Below are 22,336 nucleotides of genomic sequence, written 5' to 3'. Positions count from 1 at the left end.
GGACTCCCCCTTACAGGCCGGTCAGCAGGCGTTGCAGCCTGTCATCCAGCAGTTGCTGCAGGCGTTCCTGAGCGCTGAATTGCTCGGGATAGTCTACCTTGATTTGCTGACCATCAAGCTGCTTCAGCTGTTCCAGCATGAACTGGCGCACGCTGTCGTCGGCAAAATAGTCCTGCAGCCATTGTTCGGCCTGGGCCAGGGCGCTGTCGTAGATTTCCTGCTGCTCGCGATAGACCGCCAGCTGAGCCTGCAACAGTTTGCCCTTGAGATTTTCGCTCAGGTACCAGTGCTGCTGTGGTGACAACAGGGCTTCAACGTTACCGTCACGACGGCGTACGGTCACGAAGCTGTCGCTGAAGCTGGACCAGCTTTTCTTCAGGTTTTCCTTCCAGTCACCGACCGACTCGGACAGGGTGAAGTCCGGTTCTTCGGCGCGGGCCATGATGACTCCGGCCAGCGAGAGTTTGTCGACCTGATCATTGATGCTGTTGAGTTTGATCACCAGGCCTTCCCGATCGACCTTTTTCACCGACTTGATGTTGGCGATATCGTCCGCCAGGGCGCGGCGCACCGAGGTCAGGCCGGGATCATTCAGGGCGGCCAGACGCTCGTCGGCATTGGCCAGCATCATGGCGGCGGAAACGGCGTCCTGTTCCAGCCAGAGTTTACGGCCGGCCATGCGCACCAGATATTCGGCTTCCGCCAGCATCCAGTCGTTGGGGCGCTTGCTGTCCAGATCCAGTACCTTGTGCGACAGTCCATCGAGTTTTTCGCTGGTGCTGTTCTGGTTGCTTACCACGGCGGCCAGCTTGCTGCTCTGCTCGTTCTCGGCCTGCTCGAGGCGGCTTTGCTGCTGTTGCAGCTCGGCCTGCATCCGGTTCAGCTGTTCGGTCTGGGCCAGCGCCTGGTTATGGCCGTGCCAGTACAGTATCGCCGCCAGTGCTATGGCGATGATGATGGCAACAATGGCCAGGATCTTGCCGGACGAAGAGGTTTTTTTCTGTTCGGGCTCTTTCTGTTCCGGTGCTTTTGGTTCCGGTTCGGAAGGCGTTGCCGGCGGCACCGTCTGCGGTTGTGCTGTGGTCACGTCGGCATCAACCTTGCCAGCGACCGTCGCGTTCTGATGTTCTTGTTTATTGTCAGTCTTGTCTGTCATTCCGTTTCCTCTCATCCAGAGCGGCAATCAGTGCCTGATTGGATGCACCTTCTGCATTAATGACCCGAGTGAACCCCAGCTTCCTGGCCTCTTGGGCGACCCGGATACTGGGAACAATCAATAAACGGCTAAGCAGCCAGTCCCTTGCGCTGGCGGCCGCCAGCTGAACAATGTGATGAAGCAGGCCGCCACTGGTGATGATAATACTGTCCACGTTCTGGCTCTGCCAGCTTTTCACCAGAGTGCCGCGCGAATCTTTATGGTAACAGCGACGGTAGATCTCGCAGTAATCGACCAGGGCTCCTCTTTGCATCAGGGTGGGAGCGATCAGATGACGGCCGCCGTTGCCCCGCAAGATCACCACCCGGCTGCCGGCTAGCTGCTGCAGGGCCGGCAGCGAGATAATACCTTCGGAGCGGGGGTCTTCGGGCACGGCGACCCCGGGAACACCCACGTCGGCAAAGGCCTTGCCGGTGGCGTCGCCTACGGCAATATAGTGGGTATCGGGCCAGCTAGAACCTTGTTGTTTCAAGGCATTATCGGCGAAATGAACCGCCTGTACGCTGACCGCTATCACATAATCCCGTGCCGACAGGCCGGCGAGCAGGGCGGGTAGCCGGTCGAGTTCGGTACCCTCGACAAAACTCAGCAGCGGGCTGGTCACCGGCTGGTGGCCTGCCGCCAGCAGGGCCTGGCTCAGGCTGGCGGCCTGCGGCTCGGCGCGTACCACCAACGGCGTCATGACCGATAGACCTCATTCAGTATCTGGTCTGCTCCCCGGGCCAGCAGCCGCCTGGCCAGTTCGGCACCTAAGGCTTCGCCCTGAACGGCGGGCCCCTTGATGTCCTCGAAGATGATCTGGCTGCCATCGGGGCGGCCGACCAGGCCGCGCAGCCAGATATTATCGCCCTGCAGCTCGGCATAGGATCCGATAGGCACCTGGCAGCCACCCTGCAGACCGTGGTTCATGGCGCGTTCCGCGACCACACACAGCCGGGTGTCACGGTGATCGAGCGGCGCCAGTAGTTCAAGCAGTTCCGTGTCATCCAGCCGACATTCTATGCCCACGGCGCCCTGGCCATTGGCGGGCAGGCTGTCTTCCGGGCTCATCAGTCCGGCGATACGTTCGTTCAGCTCCAGCCGCTTGAGGCCGGCGGCGGCCAGAATGATGGCATCGTACTGGCCCTCATCCAGCTTGCGCAGCCGGGTCTGCACGTTGCCGCGCAGGGTCTTGACCTCGAGGTGCGGGTAGCGGGCGCGGATCTGACATTCCCGGCGCAGGCTGGCGGTGCCGACCACGGCGCCGGCCGGCAACTGCTCGAGGTGGGTATAGTGATTGGAAACAAAGGCATCGCGCGGGTCTTCCCGCTCGCAGATCACGGTCAGGCCCAGCCCCTCGGGAAATTCCACCGGCACGTCTTTCATCGAATGCACGGCAATATCGGCACGGCCGTCCAGCATGGCCTGCTCCAGCTCCTTGATGAAGAGCCCCTTGCCGCCGATTTTGGACAGCGGCGTGTCGAGCAGAACATCACCCTGAGTGGTCATCGGCACCAGCTCGACACCAATATGGGGGTGCAGCTGTTCCAACCGGGCCTTGACATAATGGGCCTGCCACAGCGCCAGCAGGCTTTTGCGGGTGGCGATGCGAATGATGCGATTTGCCATTTGAATCTCTTCTTTGTGTCCATTAATACGCCGATACTATCATTCCTGTCGGCGCTTTACAGGGGGGAACGGCGGCATGGCGGCATGTTGCCGAAATGTGTCTTGCCACATATTGTTCATCTATCGGCTAATTGTTACCATGATCACACTTTTGACCTGTCCCGGGTCTGTGTCGGTCCACCAAAGGCCTGAACCCTTGCACGCGAATTTTCACCGGCTCGTCGAGCGATGTGAGCAGTTTAACCAGCAGAAACAGGCTAGAGCCCTGGCGGCGATGAGCCGTTACGGCCAGCAGGTATTTCAGTTGCTGCCGGTGCTGTTGCACTATCACCACCCCCTGTTGCCGGGCTATGTGCCGGGTGATGTGCCTGCGGGTGTGTGTCACTTCCAGCCGAACCCACGCCAGCAGCAGTTTATTGATGAACTCTGCCAGGCCGCCAATGGTCATCAGGGGTTGGAGCACGGTCGAAGCGAAATATTCGGTCTCTATTCCATGGGTAGCACCTCTTCCATAGGCCAAAGCCGCCACTCCGATCTGGATGTCTGGGTCTGTTATTCCCACCGGATGGCGCCGGAGCGGGTCGCCTGGCTGCAGCAGAAATGTTTGCTGATTTCACAGTGGGCCGAACAGCGCCAGGTCGAGCTCAACCTGTTCCTGATTCCGGACAATAAATTCCGCACCGATAATCAACAGCTGGTTGAAGGCGAAAGCTGTGGCAGCGCCCAGCACCTGCTGCTGCTGGACGAGTTTTACCGCAGCCATCTGCGCATTGCCGGCAAGCGGTTGGTGTGGATGTTTGCGCCGGGCAAGCTGGGGCCTCGCTACGACCGTTTTGTGGCCGAGCAGTTTGCCAACGGCACCCTCAATACCGACGAATGGCTGGATCTGGGCGGCTTTGCCCGTATTCCGGCGGAGGAGTATTTCGGCTCTGCCCTGTGGCAGCTGTACAAAAGCATCGATTCGCCCTACAAGGCGGTGCTGAAAACGGTGCTGATGGAGGCCTACTCCCACGAATATCCGGACACCCAACTGCTCTGTCGTCATCTCAAGGGGCATTTTCATACCGCCGAACGACTGGATGAACGCCAGGATCACTATATGTTGATGCTGGAAAAGGTGACCGGTTATCTCAAGTCCATCGGTGATGACAAACGGCTCGATCTGGTGCGGCGCTGTTTTTATCTCAAGGTGTCGGAAGGGTTGGATCTGAGTCAGGGCGGCGATCAGGATAACTGGCGGCGAACACGTATCAATGAACTGGTGTCGGCCTGGGGTTGGTCAACGGAAAAAATCGCCTTGCTGAACGACAGGGCCCACTGGAAGGTGGAAGAGGTCAAATCGGCCTACGGCGAGTTGCTGGAAGCCCTGATGCAGAGCTATCGCAATCTGATCCAGTTTGCCCGGCGCAATAACATCAGTGAGTCAATCAATCCGGAAGACATCGGCATACTATCGCGCAAGCTCTATGCGGCCTTCGAAAATCTGCCGGGTAAGGTACAGCTGATCAACCTGCACATAGCACCGGATCTGGGCGAGCCGGACATCAGCCTGGTGCAGGTGCCCGAAGGGCGGCTCAACAAGGCCGGCTGGTACCTGTACAAATACGGCCTGAAACCCGCCGATATCATAGGCCGCAGCCAGCTTGAATACAGCGGTTATGCAGGCAAGCTGATCGCCTGGGCCCACTTCAACGGCCTGCTGGTTGAGGATACCCGGCTGCACCTGTTCAACCAGAATACCGACATCAGCCAACGGCATTTGCAGGAGTACCGGAGCGATCTGGCACGACTCTTCCCGGTACGGGCGCCATCACCCAGCAATCTGGCGCTGAGCCGGCCCTGCGAGGTGCGCCAGCTCGGCATCTTCATCAATCTGGAGCAGGATCCAACCGCCCACTGGCGCGACAGACCCATCGAATTCAACGCCAGGACCAGTGATCCCTTCAGCTTCGGCCAGCAGCTGGAAAATCTGGTGGGTTCGGTAGAGCTGCTCTATCGTAATTCCTGGGACGAAATACGCACCCTGCATTTCAGCGGCATCACGGCGGTGGTGGACGCGCTCACCACCATTCTCGGCAAGATGCACCAGGGCGCCAATGCGCCGGAAAGCCTGCAGGTGTTCTGTTACAGCCTGAATTTCCGCAGCCTGATCCGCACTCGTTTCGAACAGCTGATCAAGGAATGTATCGGCCTGCGGCTGGCCCGGGATCAGGGCAGCACCGTCAAGACCCTGTTATTGGGCAGCGAAGAATACAGCATCTTTTTCGAGCGGCGGGGGGTCAGCGTGCAACACCGGAAAGGTGCGGCGGACATCGGCCAGCAGCCATCCCGGCTGCCACCGACGCAGCGCACCCTGCGGCTGGATCAGCAGGCAGGAAAGCCGATACCCGAAATAGTGGATGTCTATGCCAGTGAAGGACTGATGCAGTTCTTCTTCGAAGACAGCGGCGATGACTACAACCTCTATATCCTCGATGAGGCCAACCGTGTCGAGGTTTACCGCCAGGTGGCCGGTAGCAAGGAGGAGCTGGTGCAGAGCATCAACCGTTTCTATACCTCCGACCAGCAGGTGGCCGGGCAGAGCCATTTTGCCCATTTCAATCTGCCGCAGTATTACGAAATCGTGGCGGAGGGCGGGCAACAGCGGGTGTTGCCCTACAGAACCATCAAGGAAGACAAGGACGACTCCCGACCCTGTCCTGCCAGTTAGAGCGCGAGTTCGGTATCACCCTGGCGCTGTGCCTGCAGGCTGAGCCAGCTCAGCAGTTCAACGCCCTGGCGGTTATCGATCCACTGGTCGCCCTGAAGCGCGAAGTGATGGCCGTTTTCTCTGGTAGCCAGCCAGATTTGATGCAAGGGCTCCTGACGGTTGATCACGAACTTGATGTTGTTCTCGAAGGTCAGCGTCATGACGCCGCCGATGGTTTCGCAGTCGATATCGACCCCGCTTCTGTCTATGCACTCTTCAATATGCTGGTAAATGGCATCCGCCAAGGCATGGAACTCACTGTCTTTCATCGCCCGCTTCCTATTGCTTTTGAGAATGTGAATGCGATTATAAGAGCCTGGAAACATATTCACAGTCATCCTATGAACATATTCAAGCTAACCGCGCTGGTTGCCCTGTGTCTGAGTCTGGCGGCATGCGGCCTGAAAGGCCCGCTGACCCTGCCGGACACAGAGCAAAAGCAACCCCGGGTTGAGCAGTCGTAAAGGAAAATATCTTGGATTATTTTAATTATCAGGACGATGGCCGCCTTTACGGCGAAGCCTGCGATCTCAGTCGTCTGGCCGAGCAACACGGCACGCCGCTCTATGTCTATTCCCGCGCCACCCTGGAACGCCACTGGAAAGCCTTCGACGAGGCCGCCGGTGATGTGAATCATCTGATCTGCTACGCGGTGAAGGCCAACTCCAACCTGGCGGTGCTCAACGTGCTGGCCCGGCTGGGTTCCGGCTTCGATATCGTGTCCAAGGGCGAGTTGTGCCGCGTGCTGGCCGCTGGCGGCGATGCCGGCAAGGTGGTGTTTTCCGGTGTCGGTAAGCGCGTCGATGAAATCCGTTTCGCCCTGGAACAGAATATTTTCTGCTTCAACGTGGAATCGGTGGCTGAGCTGGCGCGCATCAACCAGATTGCGGGTGATATGGGCCGCAAGGCGCCCGTTTCCATTCGGGTGAACCCGGACATAGATGCCGGTACCCATCCCTACATTTCCACCGGGCTGAAAGAAAACAAGTTCGGTATTCCCATCGAGCAGGCCCGGAGCATTTATCGTCAGGCGGCGGCCATGGAGCACCTCGACATTCACGGAGTAGACTGTCATATCGGTTCCCAGCTGACCGAGTTGGAGCCCTTCCTGGAAGCGGTAGACAAGCTGCTGGCGCTGATCGATGCCCTGGCCGAAGATGGCATTCATATTCGCCATCTGGATGTGGGAGGCGGCCTTGGCGTGCGTTACGACAACGAAACGCCACCCGAGCCCAGCCGCTACGCCGAACAGCTCAAGGCGCGGCTGCAGGAGCGCGATCTGACCCTGGTGTTCGAGCCGGGCCGTGCCATTGCCGCCAACGCCGGTGTGCTGCTGACCCGGGTGGAGCACCTGAAGCCCGGTGAAGCCAAGAACTTCGCCATCGTCGATGCGGCCATGAACGATCTGATCCGTCCGGCGCTGTACAGTGCCTGGCAGGCCATTATTCCGCTGGACAAGACCCTGGAACGCCCGGCCGCCGTCTATGATGTGGTGGGCCCGGTGTGTGAAACCGGCGACTTTATCGGCAAGGATCGTACACTGTCGATTACCGAAGGTGATCTGCTGGCGGTACGTTCCGCCGGTGCTTACGGCTTTGTGATGGCGTCCAACTACAACAGCCGCCCGCGGGCCGCCGAGGTGATGGTGGACGGGGAGCAGGCCCTGGTGGTACGCGAGCGTGAACAACTGGCCGATTTGTGGCGGGGCGAAAGCCTGTTGCCCGAATCCTGAGGGGTGAACGTGATCCAGTTTTCCAAGATGCAGGGGCTCGGCAACGACTTTATGGTGGTCGATGGCGTCACCCAGAAGGTATTTTTCAATCCCGAGGTGATCCGGCAACTGGCCGACCGTCATTTTGGTGTCGGCTTCGACCAGCTGCTGCTGGTGGAACCACCCTATGATCCGGACCTCGACTTTCACTATCGCATCTTCAATGCCGACGGCTCCGAGGTGGAGCAGTGCGGCAACGGGGCTCGCTGTTTCGCCCGCTTCGTGCGGCTGAAGGGATTGACCCATAAAGACAGGATCAGCGTCAGCACCCAGAAAGGCAACATAGTGCTGCAGCTCGAGAAGGACAATCAGGTCACGGTCAACATGGGCGTGCCCGAGTTTGACCCGGCCAGAATTCCATTCAAGGCCCAGAAGGCGGAGAAAACCTACCTGGTGCGGACCGAGCAGCAGACGGTACTCTGTGGCGCCGTGTCTCTGGGCAACCCGCACTGTGTACTGGAAGTGGACGATATAAATACCGATCAGGTAGCTACCCTGGGCCCCGAGCTGGAAAATCACGAACGCTTTCCGTCCCGGGTCAACGTCGGTTTCATGCAAATCCTTAATGCCCGCGAGATCAAGTTGCGGGTGCATGAACGCGGCGCGGGGGAAACCCTGGCCTGCGGCACCGGTGCCTGTGCGGCGGCGGTGATGGGCATGAGCTGGGGCAAGCTGGCGGATCGGGTACAGGTACAGTTGCCCGGCGGTCACCTCAGCATTGCCTGGAAGGGACCGGGCAAGCCGGTGTACATGACGGGCCCGGCAGAGCATGTATTTGACGGACAGATCAACCTATGACCGAGAACGTGACCGAGACTGGCCAGTGTGCGGAAACGGGCCTGAACGACAGCCAGATTGCCGACTATCTGGCCGCCCGACCCCATTTTTTCGATCGGCATCGCAGCCTGCTGGAACAGCTGCGGCTGCCCCACGAACAGCATGGCAGCGTGTCGCTGGTGGAAGTGAAACTGGACCGCCAGCGCCAGCGCATCTATGAGCTGGAAGATGAAATTACCGGGCTGCTGACGGTGGCCGGAGAAAACGAGCGTATCTTTCGGGTCTATATGGACTTGATGCCCCGCTTGTTCGAATGCACCAGTGTGAGCGAGCTGGAGCTGTGCATGCGCCGTACGCTGCAAGAGCAGTTGCGCATCTCGGCGCTGCGACTGGTGCTGGATCCTCGCACTTATCCGCGTGAGCTGAGTCCGGCGGGTGAGCAGCTGGAACGGCTCTATCGCGAGCGGATGGCGAGCCAGGATGTGTATCTGGGTCGACTCGGCAAGGATGAGAAGCATCGTCTGTTCCAGGATGCGCTGGTGAACTCCTGCGCCCTGATCCGTCTGGGGAGTCGCGGTGAATTGGGCCTGCTGGCGTTTGGCAGCATCGACAGCAGTCACTATCGCTCGGGTATGGATACCCTGCTGATCCGCCAGCTGGCCGATATTCTCGCGCTGTTACTGCCCAGGCTGGTGTTATCGGCCTCGGTACTACCGGCTCGGATGGCCGATGACGACTGTTGAGTTGACCCCGGCTATTACCGAGTTTCTCGAATACCTGCGGGTAGAGCGCCAGTTGAGCCTACATACCCGTGACGGCTACGGCCGTCATCTCAACGCCATGGCCGGGCAGCTGGCCGAGTTGTCGCTCGACGGCTGGCCGGCGCTCACGGTCAGCCATGTGCGTGGCCTGGCCACCCGCATGCACAAGGGCGGACTGTCGCCGCGATCCATCGCCACCAAGCTCAGCAGCCTGCGCAGCTTCTGCGACTGGCTTATCCTGCAAGGCCAGCTGCAGGCCAATCCCGCCCGGGGCGTCAGTGCGCCCAAGCAGGGCCGGCCTCTGCCCAAGAACCTGGACGTGGACGAACTGCATCAGCTGATGAACATCGACGAGTCGGATCCGCTGGCGGTACGCGATCGGGCCATCATGGAGCTGATGTACTCTTCCGGCCTGCGGCTGGCCGAGCTGGTGAACCTGAACCTGGGAGACATTCAGTTTGCCGAACGTCAGGTGCGGGTGATCGGCAAGGGCAACAAGGAACGCATACTGCCGGTGGGCCGGATGGCGCTGGAGTGGCTGGACAAGTGGCTCAAGGTACGCAGCGTCCTGGCGGGTGCCGACGAGCCGGCGCTGTTTGTCAGCCAGCGACAGCGGCGCATCAGTCATCGCAGTGTCCAGCTGCGGCTGGCCCAGTGGGGCGGCAAGCAGGCGTTGTCGAGTCATATTCATCCGCACAAGCTACGCCATTCCTTCGCCACCCACATGCTGGAGTCGAGCGGCGACCTGCGGGCGGTGCAGGAGCTGCTGGGCCATGCGGATCTGGCCACCACCCAGATCTATACCCATCTGGATTTTCAGCATCTGGCCAAGGCCTACGATCAGGCCCATCCCAGAGCCAAACGCAGCAAGGATGAAGACGTCTGACGCCTGGATATTCAGGGCGAAAGTCGGACAAAGGGCCCGCTCAGCCGATACGCCGTAAACCCCTCCCTGGGGGCTCAGCCGCGCCATCCGTGGCGCGGATGGTCGGCTGAGCAGATCCCTTTGTCCTCTGTCGGATTCCTGAGTCATCAGTTTCGAGTGCCTGATGACATCGAGCATCAAAATTTAATAAATGTGCCGGACGACGCTATGGTCGATCTGGCGAACGATTCAACCGGGCAGTTGCAGGATACAGCTAAGCCGATCGTCGACAGCAGGGATGCTGTCGTCGAGCATAGATGGGCGAGTTTTCTCGCGAGTACCAAGCTTGTTGCCTGACCGAACTTCCTGTGAAAGTTCGCAGCAGGTAACAAGTGGAGGTGGCATTCTATGCTGCGAGTCGGTGTGCTGCGCCTGTTACTGCCGGGCTACAGATTTTAGAGAGATGCCCATGCGCTTTTATAAACGACTCACCCCGGTCAAGGTACTCAGCTTCGATCTGGACGATACCCTGTACGACAATGTGCCGGTGATCGCGGCGGCGGAAGCCTGGTTGCTGGATGCGCTCAAGCAGCATCACCCGGAGTCGACCCTGCTCGGCAAGGAAAATCTGGCGGCGATCAAGCGCCGGATCCTGCGGGAACAACCCGAGCTGAGCCACGACGTCAGCGCCTGCCGCCTGCGGGTACTGAGTGAAGGCCTGCAACAACAGGGGCTGGATGAGGCGCGTGCCGCGGCCCTGGCCGGGGAATTTTATCGGGGCTTTCTGGATCAGCGCGGTAAAATCACGGTGCCGGAGGCCACCCACAGGGTCTTGTCGACGCTGGGAGAAAAATACCGGCTGACGGTGATCACCAACGGCAACCTGCCGATTGAGAGTACCGAGCTGGCGCCCTATTTCGATATCGTGCTGCGGGCCGGTATCGATGGCCGGATGAAACCGGCACCGGATATGTTCCATCGGCTGGCGGAGCAGACCGGGGTGAGCCTGTCGGAGATCCTGCATATCGGCGACCATATCAACACCGATGTGGCCGGCGCGGTGCACGGCGGTTGTCAGGCCATATGGCTCAACGACCATGGCCGGACCGAGGCGGATTTACGCTGTTTGCCCCATGTCGCCCTCGAGCGGTTGGAGCAAATGCTGGAGCTGTTATAATCGCCGCCATACTGTAAATATTCCCAGGAGTTGTAATGGATGTATCCAGCCTGCTTGACGGCATGAACGACAAGCAAAGGGACGCGGTAGCCGCTCCCGCCCAGAATATGCTGGTGCTGGCCGGTGCCGGCAGTGGCAAGACCCGGGTGCTGGTGCATCGCATCGCCTGGTTGATGCAGGTAGAACAGGTGCCGGCGTCGGCCATTCTGGCGGTGACCTTTACCAACAAGGCCTCGGCGGAAATGCGCGGCCGGGTCGAGCAGTTGCTCGGCGGTCGGCTGTTCGGACTCTGGCTCGGCACCTTTCACGGCCTGGCGCACCGGCTGCTGCGGGCGCATCATCTGGATGCCAATCTGCCCCAGGATTTTCAGATCCTGGACTCGGACGATCAGCTACGCCTGCTCAAGCGCATCCTCAAAGGCATGAACCTGGATGAAAAACAGTGGCCGCCCCGGCAGGCGGCCGGCTTCATCAATGCCCGCAAGGATGAAGGCCTGCGGCCCAAGGACATTCAGGTGCTCAAGGATCCGCTGCAACAAACCTACCAGCGTATCTATCAGGTTTATCAGGACACCTGTGATCGGGCCGGGCTGGTGGACTTCGCCGAGCTGTTGCTGCGCGCCCACGAGCTGTGGCTGTATAAACCCCATATTCTGGCCCACTACCAGGACCGGTTCCGCCATATTCTGGTGGACGAGTTTCAGGATACCAACAGCATCCAGTACGCCTGGTTGCAGATGCTGGCGGGCCAGCAGGCCCGGGTGATGATAGTGGGCGATGACGATCAGTCCATTTACGGCTGGCGCGGTGCCCGGGTGGAGAATATCGCCCGTTTTCTGCGTGACTTTCCCGGTGCCGACACCATTCGTCTGGAGCAGAACTACCGCTCCACCGGCACCATACTCAAGGCCGCCAACACCCTGATTGCCAATAACGCCGAGCGCATGGGCAAGGAACTGTGGACGGAAGGCTCCGAGGGCGAGCCCATCGCCCTCTATGGCGCCTTCAATGAGGTGGACGAGGCCCGTTTCGTGGTCGAGCGTATCAAGCAATGGCGTCAGCAGGACGGGCTGCTGAGCGAGGCGGCGATTCTGTATCGCAACAACGCCCAGTCGCGGGTGCTGGAAGAAGCGTTGATCCAGGCGCGTCTGCCCTATCGGATCTACGGTGGTCTGCGCTTCTTCGATCGGCAGGAAATCAAGGATGCACTGGGTTATCTGCGGCTGGTCAACAACCGGGGCGATGAGGCGGCGTTCGAGCGCATCGTCAACACTCCCACCAGAGGCATCGGTGAGCGCACCCTGGGTCTGGTGCGCCAGGCGGCCCGGGAGCGGCAGGTGACCCTGTGGCAGTCGGCTTGGGCACTGGTAGAAGAAAAGGTACTGACCGGCCGTGCCGCCTCGGCGGTGAGCCGTTTCCTGGCGCTGATCAACCAGCTGGAAGACGAAACCCGCGAGCTGCCGCTTCATGTGCAGACCGACCGGGTGATCGAGCTGTCCGGCCTCAAGGCCATGTATCAGGCCGAGAAAGGCGAAAAGGCCCAGGCCCGGGTAGAAAACCTGGAAGAACTGGTCAGCGCCACCCGCCAGTTCACCCCGTCGGAAGACGACGACATGCCGCTGCTGTCGGCCTTTCTGTCTCATGCGGCACTGGAGGCGGGCGAGAGTCAGGCGGATCAGTTCGACGACGCGGTGCAGCTGATGACGCTGCACTCGGCCAAGGGCCTGGAATTCCCGCTGGTGTTCATGGTGGGGGTGGAAGAAGGCATGTTCCCCAGCCAGCAGTCGGCGGAAGAAAGCCAGCGACTGGAAGAAGAGCGCCGCCTGGCTTACGTGGGCATGACCCGGGCCATGAGCAAGCTCTATATCAGCCACGCCGAGAGCCGCCGCCTCTACGGCCGGGAAATGTTTCACCGGGCCAGCCGCTTCATCAAGGAGCTTCCTGTCGACTGCCTGGAAGAAATCCGGCTCAAGGCCACCGTCAGTCGCGCCGTGCCCAATGGTCGTTTCAGCCAGGACAGGGTGCAGGATACTTTCAATGAAACCGGCTTCCGCCTGGGCCAGCGGGTATTGCACCCCAAATTTGGCGAGGGCATAGTGCTCAACTTCGAAGGCGCCGGCGCCCAGAGCCGGGTACAGGTCAACTTCGATGACGGCGGCAGCAAATGGCTGGTTACCTCTTATGCCCGGCTGGAAGCCCTGTAACATGAGGGAGCCCACCTCAGGGGGGGCCGTCAGGCAAATTATGCGTTGATTACCAGCCACAGGATGGAACCGGCCACGCCGCAGAACAACAGGCCGCACAGGCCGTTGATCGGCCGGCTCCAGGCCTTCAGCCTAGCCTGCACTCGGGATGAGGACAGCCAGTAGGCCAGTAGCACAAACCAGATCAGGCTCAGCAAAAACAGCTCCACCACCAGGGCGGTACGGGTCAGCCAGTTGACTTCCGGGCCGACCAGGGCGGCGAGCAGACCGATGAAAAACACCAATGCCTTGGGATTGAACAGATTGGTATTAAACCCGGACCAGAAACCATTGCCGGGCAGCCCACCGGTAGCGGCCGGAATTCCCGGAGCGGCAGCCGGGGTCAGTGCCGCCTGCAAGGCCCCCCAACCCAGCCAGCCCAGATAAGCCGCGCCTGCCAGCCGAACCAGGGTAAACAACAGCGGGTGTCCCTGGATCAGCAGGCTGATACCGGTAAGGCTCAGTATGCTGTGCACCAGTATGCCGGTGGCAATGCCGATCGCGGCCCCGAGGGCTGCTCGCCGCTGGGCAGCAAAGCGCAGCATCAGCGCCATATCCGGACCCGGGCTGGCCAGTGCGACGATATGGATAAGTCCTATGGTAACAAGCAGTGAGAGATTCATGTTCGGCTCCGGCAATGGTGAGACCACAGCTTAGGGAGCAGGTCAGCGGCAGGCTTGTAAGTTATTGCATCTGGGCGCGAAAGCGGGCCGGCGTCAGCCGGTAGGCGGCCACGAAGGCGCGGTGAAAGTGGGCCTGATCGAAAAAGCCCACAGCCTGGGCGGTGTCGGCGATGGTGGCGCCGGCGGCGAGGTATTTTTTGGCCGCCTCCAGCCGCAGTCGCTTGAGATAGGCGTGGGGGGTGATACCCATGGCCGCGTTGAACCGGCGCAAGAACTGAAAGCGGGACAGGCCGAGTTCGGCGGCGAGCTGTTCCAGGGGGTGAGATGAGTCCAGCTCGGCCAGCAGCTTGTCTCTGATGCGAGTGAGGGCGGGCGGCGCCAGCGGCTGTAATTCCTGATGGGGGAAGAAGGTGGATAACAGCGCCAGCAGGTGGTTTTCGGCTTCCTGCCGGTCGAGCTGCTCCTGCTCCAGTTGCCGATGCAGCGCCAGGCTCTGCCGATAGAGCCGGGGCTGGTGGATCAGGGGCTGTCCGAAGTAGGGCGTGGCCTGCTGCAGCTCCTCGGCCAGGCTGGCCATCAACTCGGGCGCGATGGAAAACACCCGTACCCGAAAGCCCTGCTCGTCGAAGCAACTGCCGTCGTGGGCGACATCCGGGTTGAGCAGCGACAGCTGACCCGGCGCGAGCGGCGCCGAGCTACCTTTATGAATAAATTTCTGTGCACCCTGCTCAACCAAGCCGATATGGTAGTCGAGATGGATATGGCGGCCATAGGTGAAGCCGGCATGGTCCGCCAGACACAACTCCAGGCCGGCAAAGCCGGGGTATTTCCAGTATCTTACGCAGCTCATGGCATTATTTTAGCGTGCCGGGGGCGCCGCTGTTTTGTAAAGAATTGCGCCGTCGCTGTCTGACCCCGTCCAGGGTGTAAATGACCAGCGCCACCCAGATCAGGGCGAAGGTGATGATCTTGTCCTGGGTGAAGGACTCGTCGTACAGCCATACCGCCAGCAGAAACATCAGGCTGGGGCCCAGATACTGGAAGAAGCCGAGGGTCGACAGCTTGAGCCGTTTGGCGGCGCCGGCAAACAACAGCAGCGGGGCCGTGGTGACGATGCCGGCGGAGATCAGCCATAAATTGGTGTTGAGTGAGTTGCTGCTCATCTGGCTGGTGGCACTGTCGGCAAAGCCCCACAGATAGATGGCGGCGATGGGCAGCAGCACCAGGGTCTCCAGCATCAGGCCGGTAAAGGGATCCACCGGTACCTTCTTGCGAATAAGACCATAGCAGCCGAAGGAAATGGCCAGTACCAACGCTACCCAGGGCAGGCTGCCGAACACCAGCAGCTGTATCACCACCCCGCTGGCCGCCAGCCCGACCGCCAGCCACTGGGTAGGGCGAAAGCGTTCGCCCAGAAACAGCATGGCCAGCACTATATTGAACAGCGGATTGATGTAATACCCCAGGCTGGCATCCAGCATGTGATCGTTGTTCACCGCCCAGATAAACACCAGCCAGTTGAGACCTATGATGGTCGACGACAGCATCAGCAGCATCAGATGCCTGGGCTCGCGCAACATGGCCCGAACCCGCGGCCAGTAACCGAGCCCGCTTATCAGCGCCAGCAACAGCAGGAATGACCAGATCACCCTGTGGGTCAGGATCTCGTAGGCGGGTACATGCATCAGTTGCTTGAAGTACATGGGGGCTATGCCCCACAGGAAATACGCCCCGAGGGCAAGCAGGGCCCCCTGGGTAGATTGGTCTTTTTCCATGGTCAGAAATCTGGCAAGAGGCTAAGAACCCAGTGTAACGACAACCGGATGCGGCTGACCAGCAGCAAATGTCACTGGTGTTATCGGTGGCACTGCGTTGGCATTGCCGGGACCCGGTCGTTCCTTGAGTCGGGACCACTCTCCTGCTCGTGCGGTTTATTGTTGCCGGGCCCTGCTTTACAATGCCCCTTCGCTTTTACCCCGGCAGACCGAGATGAACTCCTTAACCGAAGAACCTGATTCCGTTCCCATTCCCGACACACCGCTGGCGGTGTTGCAGCAGGTGTTCGGCTACCAGGGCTTTCGTGACGGCCAGCAGGAGATCATCGACACCGTGATTGCCGGGCGCGACGCCCTGGTGATCAAGCCCACCGGTGGTGGCAAGTCCATCTGTTACCAGATTCCCGCCCTGCTGCGCCCGGGCCTGACCATAGTGGTGTCGCCGCTGATCTCCCTGATGAAGGATCAGGTGGATACCCTGGTGGCCAACGGGGTGGCGGCGGTCTATATCAACAGCTCTCTCAGCCGGGAAGAAATGCTGCGTCACTTCACGGCCATGCGCCGAGGTGAGCTCAAGCTGGTCTATGTATCGCCGGAACGGCTGCTGCAACACGAATTCATGGAGCGCATCGGTGAGCTGGAGCTGGGGCTGTTCGCCATCGACGAAGCCCATTGTATTTCCCAGTGGGGCCATGACTTCCGGCCAGAATACGCGGCCCTGGGGCGACTCAAGCAGTGGTTTCCCCATATTCCGGTGATGGCGCTGACCGCCACCGCCGACGAAGCCACCCGCCAGGACATGCTGAGCCGGTTGAGCCTGACCGATCCCCTTATTCATATCTCCAGCTTCGACCGGCCCAATATTCGCTACACCCTGGTGGATAAATTCAAGGGCATCGACCAGCTGCTGCGGTATGTGGCCGAGCAGCCGGGCCACTGCGGCATCGTCTATTGTTCCAGCCGCAAGCGGGTGGAAGAGGTGGCCGAACGGCTGCTGGCCCGGGGCCACAAGGCAGCCAGCTATCATGCGGGATTGCCGCTGGAGCTGCGTCAGTCGGTTCAGGAGCGCTTCATCCGCGACGATCTGGACATAGTGGTGGCCACCGTCGCCTTCGGCATGGGCATCGACAAGCCCAATGTGCGCTACGTGGTGCATTACGACATTCCCAAGAATATCGAGTCCTACTATCAGGAAACCGGCCGCGGTGGCCGGGACGGCCTGCCGGCGGAAGCGCTGCTGCTCTACGATCCGGGCGATGTGGGCCGGGTGCGGCGCTTGCTGGAAAACAGCGACAACGAGCAGCAGGTGCAGGTCGAGCTGTACAAGCTCAACGTGATGGCGGCGTTTGCCGAGTCGCTGACCTGCCGACGTCAGGTGTTGCTCAATTACTTCGGTGAGTATCAGCGCGAACCCTGCGGCAACTGCGATATCTGCCTGGACCCGCCCAAAAGCTACGATGGCACCGAAGATGCACAGAAGGCGCTGTCCTGCGTTTATCGGGTAGGGCAGCATTTCGGCGTCATCTATGTGGTGGAAGTATTGCGTGGCGCGGACACCCAGCGTATTCGCGAACATGGCCACGACAAACTCTCTACCTATGGGCTCGGTAAAGACAAGAGCCAGGAGCACTGGGTCAGCGTCATTCGTCAGCTTATTCATTCGGGGCTGCTGACTCAGAACATCACCCGCAACATGGTGCTGCAGCTGACCGAGGCGGCGCGCCCAGTGCTGCGTGGCGAGACCGGCTTGCAGCTGGCAGAACCCCGTTTGGTCAGGGTCAAGCAGAAAGACAAGGGTGAGGCGGTGTTGAGCCGGGCCGAAGACAGGGCCTTGTTCAAGGAGCTAAGACAACTGCGCAAGCAGCTGGCAGTGGAGGCCGATGTACCGCCCTATGTGGTATTCAGCGATGCGACCCTGACCGAGCTGGCCCGATACAGACCCAAGACAGAGCCTGAATTGCTGGGGATCAACGGGGTGGGGCAGCGCAAACTGGAACGCTATGGCGCGGCTTTTCTGGCACTGTTGCGTCGGCAGGACTAGGGTGTGCCGAAACACACCCTCGAGTCCGCCAGGAGCGGACCCGGACAGTCTTACAGGCCGGAGTAGTAGGCGGCCAGATCTTCGATGTCCTGATCGGACAGCGGCTTGGCCATGGGGGCCATGATGGGGTTGCTACGCTCGCCGTCGCGGAAGTGCGTCATCTGGGTAACCAGGTAAGCGGCTTTCTGACCGGCCAGGTTGGGGTAGATGTCCATGGCGGAAATACCTTCGGCACCGTGGCAGGCGGCACAAACGGCAGATTTGGCCTTGCCGGCTTCGGCGTCACCGGCGGCGAAGGCGGGGGCGCTGAGCAGGGCCAGGGCAGCGGCGGCTGTCATCAGTTTTTTCATGGTTGAACTCCGTTATTGTTAGAGAAATAAATGGCTTCCGAGCTTCGTTGGATAGCGAAGACGGGACCGGGCTTGTGCAGACAATCTTGCCGTCGGTATTCGATGCCGATGCTGCCAGATCCAGTAATCGCTATTTATTTAGCCAAAGCAGTATAAAGTAAGCCATGGCCAAAAAGAAAATGCGGTCGACGGCCACAGGATGGAATATATGACGTTAGACAATTTATATGCAAGGTTTGACTGGGCCGGTACGCGGGTCGAACCGACCCCCCTGGCATCGCCCCGACTGCTGTTATTGAACCGTGATCTGGCCGACGAACTGGGCATTGTGCTGTCCGAGCCACAGTGGCGGGATCTGACCGCAGGCAACCGGCTGCTGCCGGAAATGGAACCCTTTGCCCAGGTGTATGCGGGCCATCAGTTTGGCGGTTTCAGCCCGCAGCTGGGCGATGGCCGCGCCCTGCTGCTGGGCGAGGTGGTGGCGCCAGATGGCAGTCGCTGGGATCTGCATCTCAAGGGGGCCGGCAAGACGCCGTATTCCCGCTTCGGCGACGGCCGGGCGGTGCTGCGTTCTTCACTGCGTGAATATCTGGCTTCCGAAGCCATGCACCATCTGGGCATTGCGACCACCCGGGCCCTGAGCCTGGTGAGCAGCGAAGAGCCGGTATATCGGGAGCGGGTGGAGCCGGGAGCCGCCGTGCTGAGGGCCGCACCCAGTCATTTGCGGTTCGGTCATTTCGAATATTTCTATTACAGCGGCAAGCCGGAGCGGATCCCCGAACTGCTCGATTATCTGATCGACACCCAGTGGCCCGATCTCACTAAAGATCGGGCCGGTTATGCGGCCCTGTTCGAACGGGTAGTGGAAAAGACGGCGATCCTGATTGCCCGGTGGCAGCTGGTCGGCTTCTGTCACGGCGTGATGAACACCGACAACATGTCGATGCTGGGCCTGACCCTGGACTACGGCCCCTACGGCTTTCTCGATGCCTACGATCCGGATCATATCTGCAACCATTCGGATCCGGGCGGTCGCTACGCCTACGATCAGCAACCGGCAGTCGGCAACTGGAATCTGCAACGACTGGCCCAGTCCCTATCCGGTGTGATCGAGCTTGAGGCGCTGCAACAGGCGCTGGGCAGGTACGAGTACCGGTTGCTGTCGACCTACTCCGAGGGCATGCGCCAGAAACTGGGGCTGGATGCCTGGGAAGACGAGGACCCGGCGCTGTTTCGGGACATGTTTACCCTGATGGCGGCCCAGAAGGTGGATTACAGCTGCTGGTTCCGCCGTCTGGCACTGTTGGAGTCGTCCGGCCCTGTGCCCGACAGCCTGCAGAGCCTGCTGGCCGCCCCCGAGGCCTGGAACGACTGGTTTGGCCGTTACCAGGCCCGGCTGGCGCGCGAGGGCAAGGCTCAGGCCGAAAAAGCCGGGCAGATGAATGCGGTCAACCCCAAATACATATTGCGTAACCATCTGGCTCAGCAGGCGATAGCGCAAGCGGAGCAGGGCGACATGAGCGAGGCCGATCGCCTGCTGATGCTGCTGGCTCGCCCCTTCGATGAACAGCCCGAATTTGACCATTACGCCATGCCGGCTCCGGCGTGGGCCGAATCACTCTGTATTTCCTGCAGTTCCTGATGAGGACGACGATGCTTAACACCGACACGCCGCTGACCATGGAAAATTTTCCCGCCTGGGCCGAGGCGCTGATCAAGGAACTGGATCTCGAACTGCTCGAGCGGGAACAGGGGGCCGACTATTATCAGTGGCTGGTCAGTTTTGAAGAGAGCCGATTATTTCTGTGCTTTCAGCATTATGCGGACTGCGCCTGGCTGCAGCCGCTGAGCGAGCAGGATCGGGATGTGGCCGACTGGCTGACTACACAGTGGAACCCCTGAACAGGCGCTTGAACCTCGGATATCCCTGTTTGCGCTACCCGCCGTCGACTCGGGCGTTAAGAAGAGGCAGCAGGGTTCATGGTGTGTCGGAGGGGGCGGCCTCTTGCCTCTATAACCGTGACACATCAGATTTGCATGACTATCTAACGCTAACCCTGTCTTTATAATCAAAGGAAGCTCACCGCATGGCACCCAAGGATTTGTTACTGGCATTGGTGGTGATTGGCGTCTGGGGCATGAATTTCGTGGTGATCCTGGTGGGGCTGGACGGAGTGCCGCCTATGTTGCTGGGGGCGCTGCGCTTTACCCTGGTGGCCTTTCCCGCCGTACTGCTGATCAGGCGGCCGCAGGTGCCCTGGCGCTGGTTGGTCGCCTACGGCGGCACCATTTCGCTGGGTCAGTTTGCCTTTCTCTTCTACGCCATGGCCAACGGCATGCCGGCGGGGCTGGCCTCGCTGGTGCTGCAGTCGCAGGCCTTCTTCAGCATGCTGTTTGCCGCCGTGCTGCTGGGGGAAAGGGTCAAGCCTGTCAATCTGGCCGGTTTGCTGGTGGCGGCGGCCGGACTGGCGGTGATCGGCCGGGGTGGCGACGGCACCATGACCATGCTGGGGCTGGGGTTGACCCTGGCGGCGTCGGCCATGTGGGCACTGGGCAATATCGTGACCAAGAAGATAGGCCGGGTCGATCTTGTCGGCCTTATCGTCTGGGGTAACCTGATACCGCCGCTGCCGTTTCTCGGCCTGTCACTCTGGCTGGAGGGGCCACAGCAGATAGCAGAGGCCTTGCGTCATATCGGCAGTCATACCCTGCTGGCGCTGGGATACCTGGCCTTTGTGGCCACCTTGCTGGGCTACGGACTCTGGAGCCGTTTGCTGCAGCGTTACCCTACCGGCATGGTGGCGCCGTTCTCGCTGTTGGTGCCGGTGGTGGGCCTGAGCTCGGCGGTGTGGCTGCTGGATGAACGGCTCACCTCGGCCCAGTGGGGCGGGGCCTTGCTGGTCATGCTGGGGCTGGGGCTGAATGTGTTCGGTGTACGCCTCTGGAAACTATTTTCAGGTGAAGACAAAAGTGAGGTGAAAGGGTAAGATGGCACTATACACATTCCGGTGGTCAAAAAGAAAGCAATGGTCAATATCGGGTGGCTGGCTATACTGGGCGCCGTTTCCGGGATGGGTTCCCTGACCCCATTAATCAAAAAGGTAAAAAATGGTTATTTCTTCTTCTCAATACCGCAGGGCCCTGATTCGGCTGTCGTTGTTCCATGTTGCCATCATTGCCGCCAGTAACTACCTGGTGCAGTTGCCCTTTACCCTGTTCGGCTTTCATACCACCTGGGGTGCGCTCAGCTTTCCCTTCATCTACCTGGCCACGGATCTGACGGTGCGTATCTTCGGTGCCGACATGGCCCGGCGTATCATCTTTCTGGTGATGCTGCCGGCGCTGGCTACCTCCTATGTGTTGTCGGTGCTGTTTTTCGAGGCGCAGTATCAGGGGCTGGCTTCCCTGTCCGAGTTCAACCTCTTCGTTTCCCGTATCGCCCTGGCGAGCTTCATGGCCTATGTGCTGGGTCAGATCATGGATGTGTCGGTATTCAACCGGCTGCGGCAGCTCAAAACCTGGTGGGTGGCGCCAACCTGTTCGACTATCTTCGGGAACCTGGTCGATACCCTGGTATTCTTCAGCCTGGCGTTTTACCGCTCTCCGGATCCCTTCATGGCCCAGCACTGGATCGAAATTGCCTGGGTGGATTACGGCGTCAAGCTGGTGTTCAGCTTAGGCCTGTTCGTGCCCGCCTACGGTCTCTTGCTTAAATACCTGAGCAGCAAGTTTGTCGGTCAGGCCAACACCAGTATCGAGGCCCGCGCCGGCTATTAGGGTCTGTTGACCCTACAGTCTGGTTATCGCCTCGATATCGAGGGCCTCGGCATAGGCGTTGAGGTCCTCTTCCGTGATACCCCGACCACGCAGCTGGATCAGGATGCGGTTGGCAATCAGCATCTGTAGCTCTCGGCTGTTATTCTCTTCTTTCATCATGGCGGTTTGTCCCTTGATGCGTTTTACTTTGTAGCCACCCATGGCCGCCATGCTGGGGTTGGTAAAGAGTACCGCCATGGTTTGCAGTAGAGGAGAGTCTTTGGTGATGCTGATTTCCATGCTGCCGCCGTCTTTACGATAGCGCCGGGAGGCGTTGATGCCACCGCCGAAAAAAGCAGCCGAGCCGGCTTGAGTGTCGATTTTATCGGCCTGCCAGCCAGTGAGTGGCTCCGGAAACAGGGTGCCGAGTTCTCCGGCCTGCAGCTGGCGGATCAGGGTCGCTGCATAGTCGAATTGTGCCGCCGCCTGGGACAGCTCGCCGGCCTCATAGGCCCGGTTCCCCTCGGAGATGGCCTGCCTGATGTCGGTATCGTCGGCGAACAGTGCACAGGGCAACACCAGTCCCGCCCATAATCCTGCCCATAAACATGGTCTGTTCATCTG

General features: G+C 60.1%; 22 protein-coding genes. 13 read left to right on the top strand and 9 right to left on the bottom strand.

Annotated features, from left to right (window positions below):
* Positions 1-10 precede the first annotated feature (10 nt).
* Genes ACLEIV_RS07480 through hemC form a run of 3 tightly spaced genes read right to left on the bottom strand, consistent with a single transcriptional unit; the run spans position 11 to position 2,824 of the window.
* Entirely contained in the window at positions 11-1,156 is a 1,146-nt protein-coding gene (locus ACLEIV_RS07480; RefSeq protein WP_410456019.1) for a uroporphyrinogen-III C-methyltransferase, read from the bottom strand.
* Positions 1,140-1,898, bottom strand: coding sequence for a uroporphyrinogen-III synthase (locus tag ACLEIV_RS07475; protein WP_410456018.1), 759 nt, complete (start codon positions 1,896-1,898; stop codon positions 1,140-1,142). Before ACLEIV_RS07475 ends, ACLEIV_RS07480 begins: the two co-directional genes overlap by 17 nt.
* Positions 1,895-2,824 carry a hydroxymethylbilane synthase gene (hemC, locus tag ACLEIV_RS07470; RefSeq protein WP_410456017.1) on the bottom strand — a complete coding sequence of 310 codons (930 nt, stop codon included), beginning with the start codon at positions 2,822-2,824 and terminating at the stop codon, positions 1,895-1,897. Before hemC ends, ACLEIV_RS07475 begins: the two co-directional genes overlap by 4 nt.
* Positions 2,825-3,020: 196 nt before the next feature.
* Between hemC and ACLEIV_RS07465 the strand changes: the two genes are divergently transcribed.
* Positions 3,021-5,534 carry a class I adenylate cyclase gene (locus ACLEIV_RS07465; protein ID WP_410456016.1) on the top strand — a complete coding sequence of 838 codons (2,514 nt, stop codon included), beginning with the start codon at positions 3,021-3,023 and terminating at the stop codon, positions 5,532-5,534.
* On the opposite strand, the gene cyaY is transcribed toward ACLEIV_RS07465, so the two are convergent.
* Positions 5,531-5,842: an iron donor protein CyaY gene (gene cyaY / locus ACLEIV_RS07460; protein ID WP_410456015.1), complete on the bottom strand. Its 312-nt coding sequence runs from the start codon at positions 5,840-5,842 to the stop codon at positions 5,531-5,533. The two genes, ACLEIV_RS07465 and cyaY, sit on opposite strands and share 4 nt — an antisense overlap.
* Positions 5,843-5,914: 72 nt before the next feature.
* On the opposite strand from cyaY, the gene lptM reads away from it, so the two are divergent.
* From lptM to uvrD, 7 genes are all read left to right on the top strand, one after another.
* Positions 5,915-6,037: an LPS translocon maturation chaperone LptM gene (lptM, locus tag ACLEIV_RS07455; protein ID WP_204796050.1), complete on the top strand. Its 123-nt coding sequence runs from the start codon at positions 5,915-5,917 to the stop codon at positions 6,035-6,037.
* 11 nt (positions 6,038-6,048) lie between these two features.
* Positions 6,049-7,305 (top strand): diaminopimelate decarboxylase, encoded by a 1,257-nt coding sequence (gene lysA, locus ACLEIV_RS07450; protein WP_410456014.1) that lies wholly within the window; start codon positions 6,049-6,051, stop codon positions 7,303-7,305.
* A 9-nt stretch (positions 7,306-7,314) separates the two neighbouring features.
* Positions 7,315-8,142, top strand: coding sequence for a diaminopimelate epimerase (gene dapF, locus ACLEIV_RS07445; protein WP_410456013.1), 828 nt, complete (start codon positions 7,315-7,317; stop codon positions 8,140-8,142).
* Positions 8,139-8,864 (top strand): DUF484 family protein, encoded by a 726-nt coding sequence (locus ACLEIV_RS07440; protein WP_410456012.1) that lies wholly within the window; start codon positions 8,139-8,141, stop codon positions 8,862-8,864. The genes dapF and ACLEIV_RS07440 overlap by 4 nt, the downstream gene beginning before the upstream one ends.
* Positions 8,851-9,768, top strand: a complete 918-nt coding sequence (xerC, locus tag ACLEIV_RS07435) for a tyrosine recombinase XerC (RefSeq protein ID WP_410456011.1) — start codon at positions 8,851-8,853, stop codon at positions 9,766-9,768. Before ACLEIV_RS07440 ends, xerC begins: the two co-directional genes overlap by 14 nt.
* Before the next feature lie 448 nt (positions 9,769-10,216).
* On the top strand, positions 10,217-10,924 hold the full coding sequence (locus ACLEIV_RS07430; RefSeq protein ID WP_410456010.1) for an HAD-IA family hydrolase: 708 nt from the start codon (positions 10,217-10,219) through the stop codon (positions 10,922-10,924).
* A gap of 35 nt (positions 10,925-10,959) precedes the next feature.
* Complete coding sequence (gene uvrD, locus ACLEIV_RS07425) at positions 10,960-13,128, top strand: DNA helicase II (RefSeq protein WP_410456009.1); 2,169 nt, start codon at positions 10,960-10,962, stop codon at positions 13,126-13,128.
* Between the two features lie 38 nt (positions 13,129-13,166).
* Here the strand turns inward: uvrD and ACLEIV_RS07420 are convergent, their stop codons facing one another.
* The 3 genes from ACLEIV_RS07420 to rarD all read right to left on the bottom strand — a co-directional run bounded on the left by ACLEIV_RS07420 (position 13,167) and on the right by rarD (position 15,565).
* The gene (locus tag ACLEIV_RS07420; RefSeq protein ID WP_410456008.1) at positions 13,167-13,790 is read right to left on the bottom strand and encodes a LysE family translocator; all 624 of its coding nucleotides are present in this window, start codon (positions 13,788-13,790) and stop codon (positions 13,167-13,169) included.
* A gap of 61 nt (positions 13,791-13,851) precedes the next feature.
* Positions 13,852-14,640: an AraC family transcriptional regulator gene (locus ACLEIV_RS07415; RefSeq protein WP_410456007.1), complete on the bottom strand. Its 789-nt coding sequence runs from the start codon at positions 14,638-14,640 to the stop codon at positions 13,852-13,854.
* A 4-nt stretch (positions 14,641-14,644) separates the two neighbouring features.
* Positions 14,645-15,565, bottom strand: coding sequence for an EamA family transporter RarD (gene rarD, locus ACLEIV_RS07410; RefSeq protein WP_410456006.1), 921 nt, complete (start codon positions 15,563-15,565; stop codon positions 14,645-14,647).
* A 214-nt stretch (positions 15,566-15,779) separates the two neighbouring features.
* Between rarD and recQ the strand changes: the two genes are divergently transcribed.
* Positions 15,780-17,606 carry a DNA helicase RecQ gene (gene recQ, locus ACLEIV_RS07405; RefSeq protein WP_410456005.1) on the top strand — a complete coding sequence of 609 codons (1,827 nt, stop codon included), beginning with the start codon at positions 15,780-15,782 and terminating at the stop codon, positions 17,604-17,606.
* Between the two features lie 50 nt (positions 17,607-17,656).
* Here recQ and ACLEIV_RS07400 read toward each other — a convergent pair whose 3' ends face one another.
* Positions 17,657-17,956 carry a c-type cytochrome gene (locus tag ACLEIV_RS07400; protein WP_410456004.1) on the bottom strand — a complete coding sequence of 100 codons (300 nt, stop codon included), beginning with the start codon at positions 17,954-17,956 and terminating at the stop codon, positions 17,657-17,659.
* 208 nt (positions 17,957-18,164) lie between these two features.
* Between ACLEIV_RS07400 and ACLEIV_RS07395 the strand changes: the two genes are divergently transcribed.
* The 4 genes from ACLEIV_RS07395 (at position 18,165) to ACLEIV_RS07380 (ending at position 21,733) form a co-directional block, all read left to right on the top strand.
* Positions 18,165-19,598: a protein adenylyltransferase SelO gene (locus ACLEIV_RS07395; protein ID WP_410456003.1), complete on the top strand. Its 1,434-nt coding sequence runs from the start codon at positions 18,165-18,167 to the stop codon at positions 19,596-19,598.
* A gap of 11 nt (positions 19,599-19,609) precedes the next feature.
* Entirely contained in the window at positions 19,610-19,858 is a 249-nt protein-coding gene (locus tag ACLEIV_RS07390) for a DUF3630 family protein (protein ID WP_410456002.1), read from the top strand.
* A 185-nt stretch (positions 19,859-20,043) separates the two neighbouring features.
* Entirely contained in the window at positions 20,044-20,943 is a 900-nt protein-coding gene (locus ACLEIV_RS07385) for an EamA family transporter (protein WP_410456001.1), read from the top strand.
* Positions 20,944-21,064: 121 nt separating this feature from the next.
* Entirely contained in the window at positions 21,065-21,733 is a 669-nt protein-coding gene (locus ACLEIV_RS07380; RefSeq protein WP_410456000.1) for a 7-cyano-7-deazaguanine/7-aminomethyl-7-deazaguanine transporter, read from the top strand.
* A gap of 12 nt (positions 21,734-21,745) precedes the next feature.
* On the opposite strand, the gene ACLEIV_RS07375 is transcribed toward ACLEIV_RS07380, so the two are convergent.
* On the bottom strand, positions 21,746-22,333 hold the full coding sequence (locus tag ACLEIV_RS07375) for a hypothetical protein (RefSeq protein WP_410455999.1): 588 nt from the start codon (positions 22,331-22,333) through the stop codon (positions 21,746-21,748).
* Positions 22,334-22,336 lie beyond the last annotated feature (3 nt).

The sequence above is a fragment of the Oceanisphaera submarina genome, from assembly GCF_046521305.1.
GTDB classification, from domain to species: domain Bacteria; phylum Pseudomonadota; class Gammaproteobacteria; order Enterobacterales; family Aeromonadaceae; genus Oceanimonas; species Oceanimonas submarina.
This window is presented reverse-complemented; position numbering and strand designations above follow the sequence as displayed.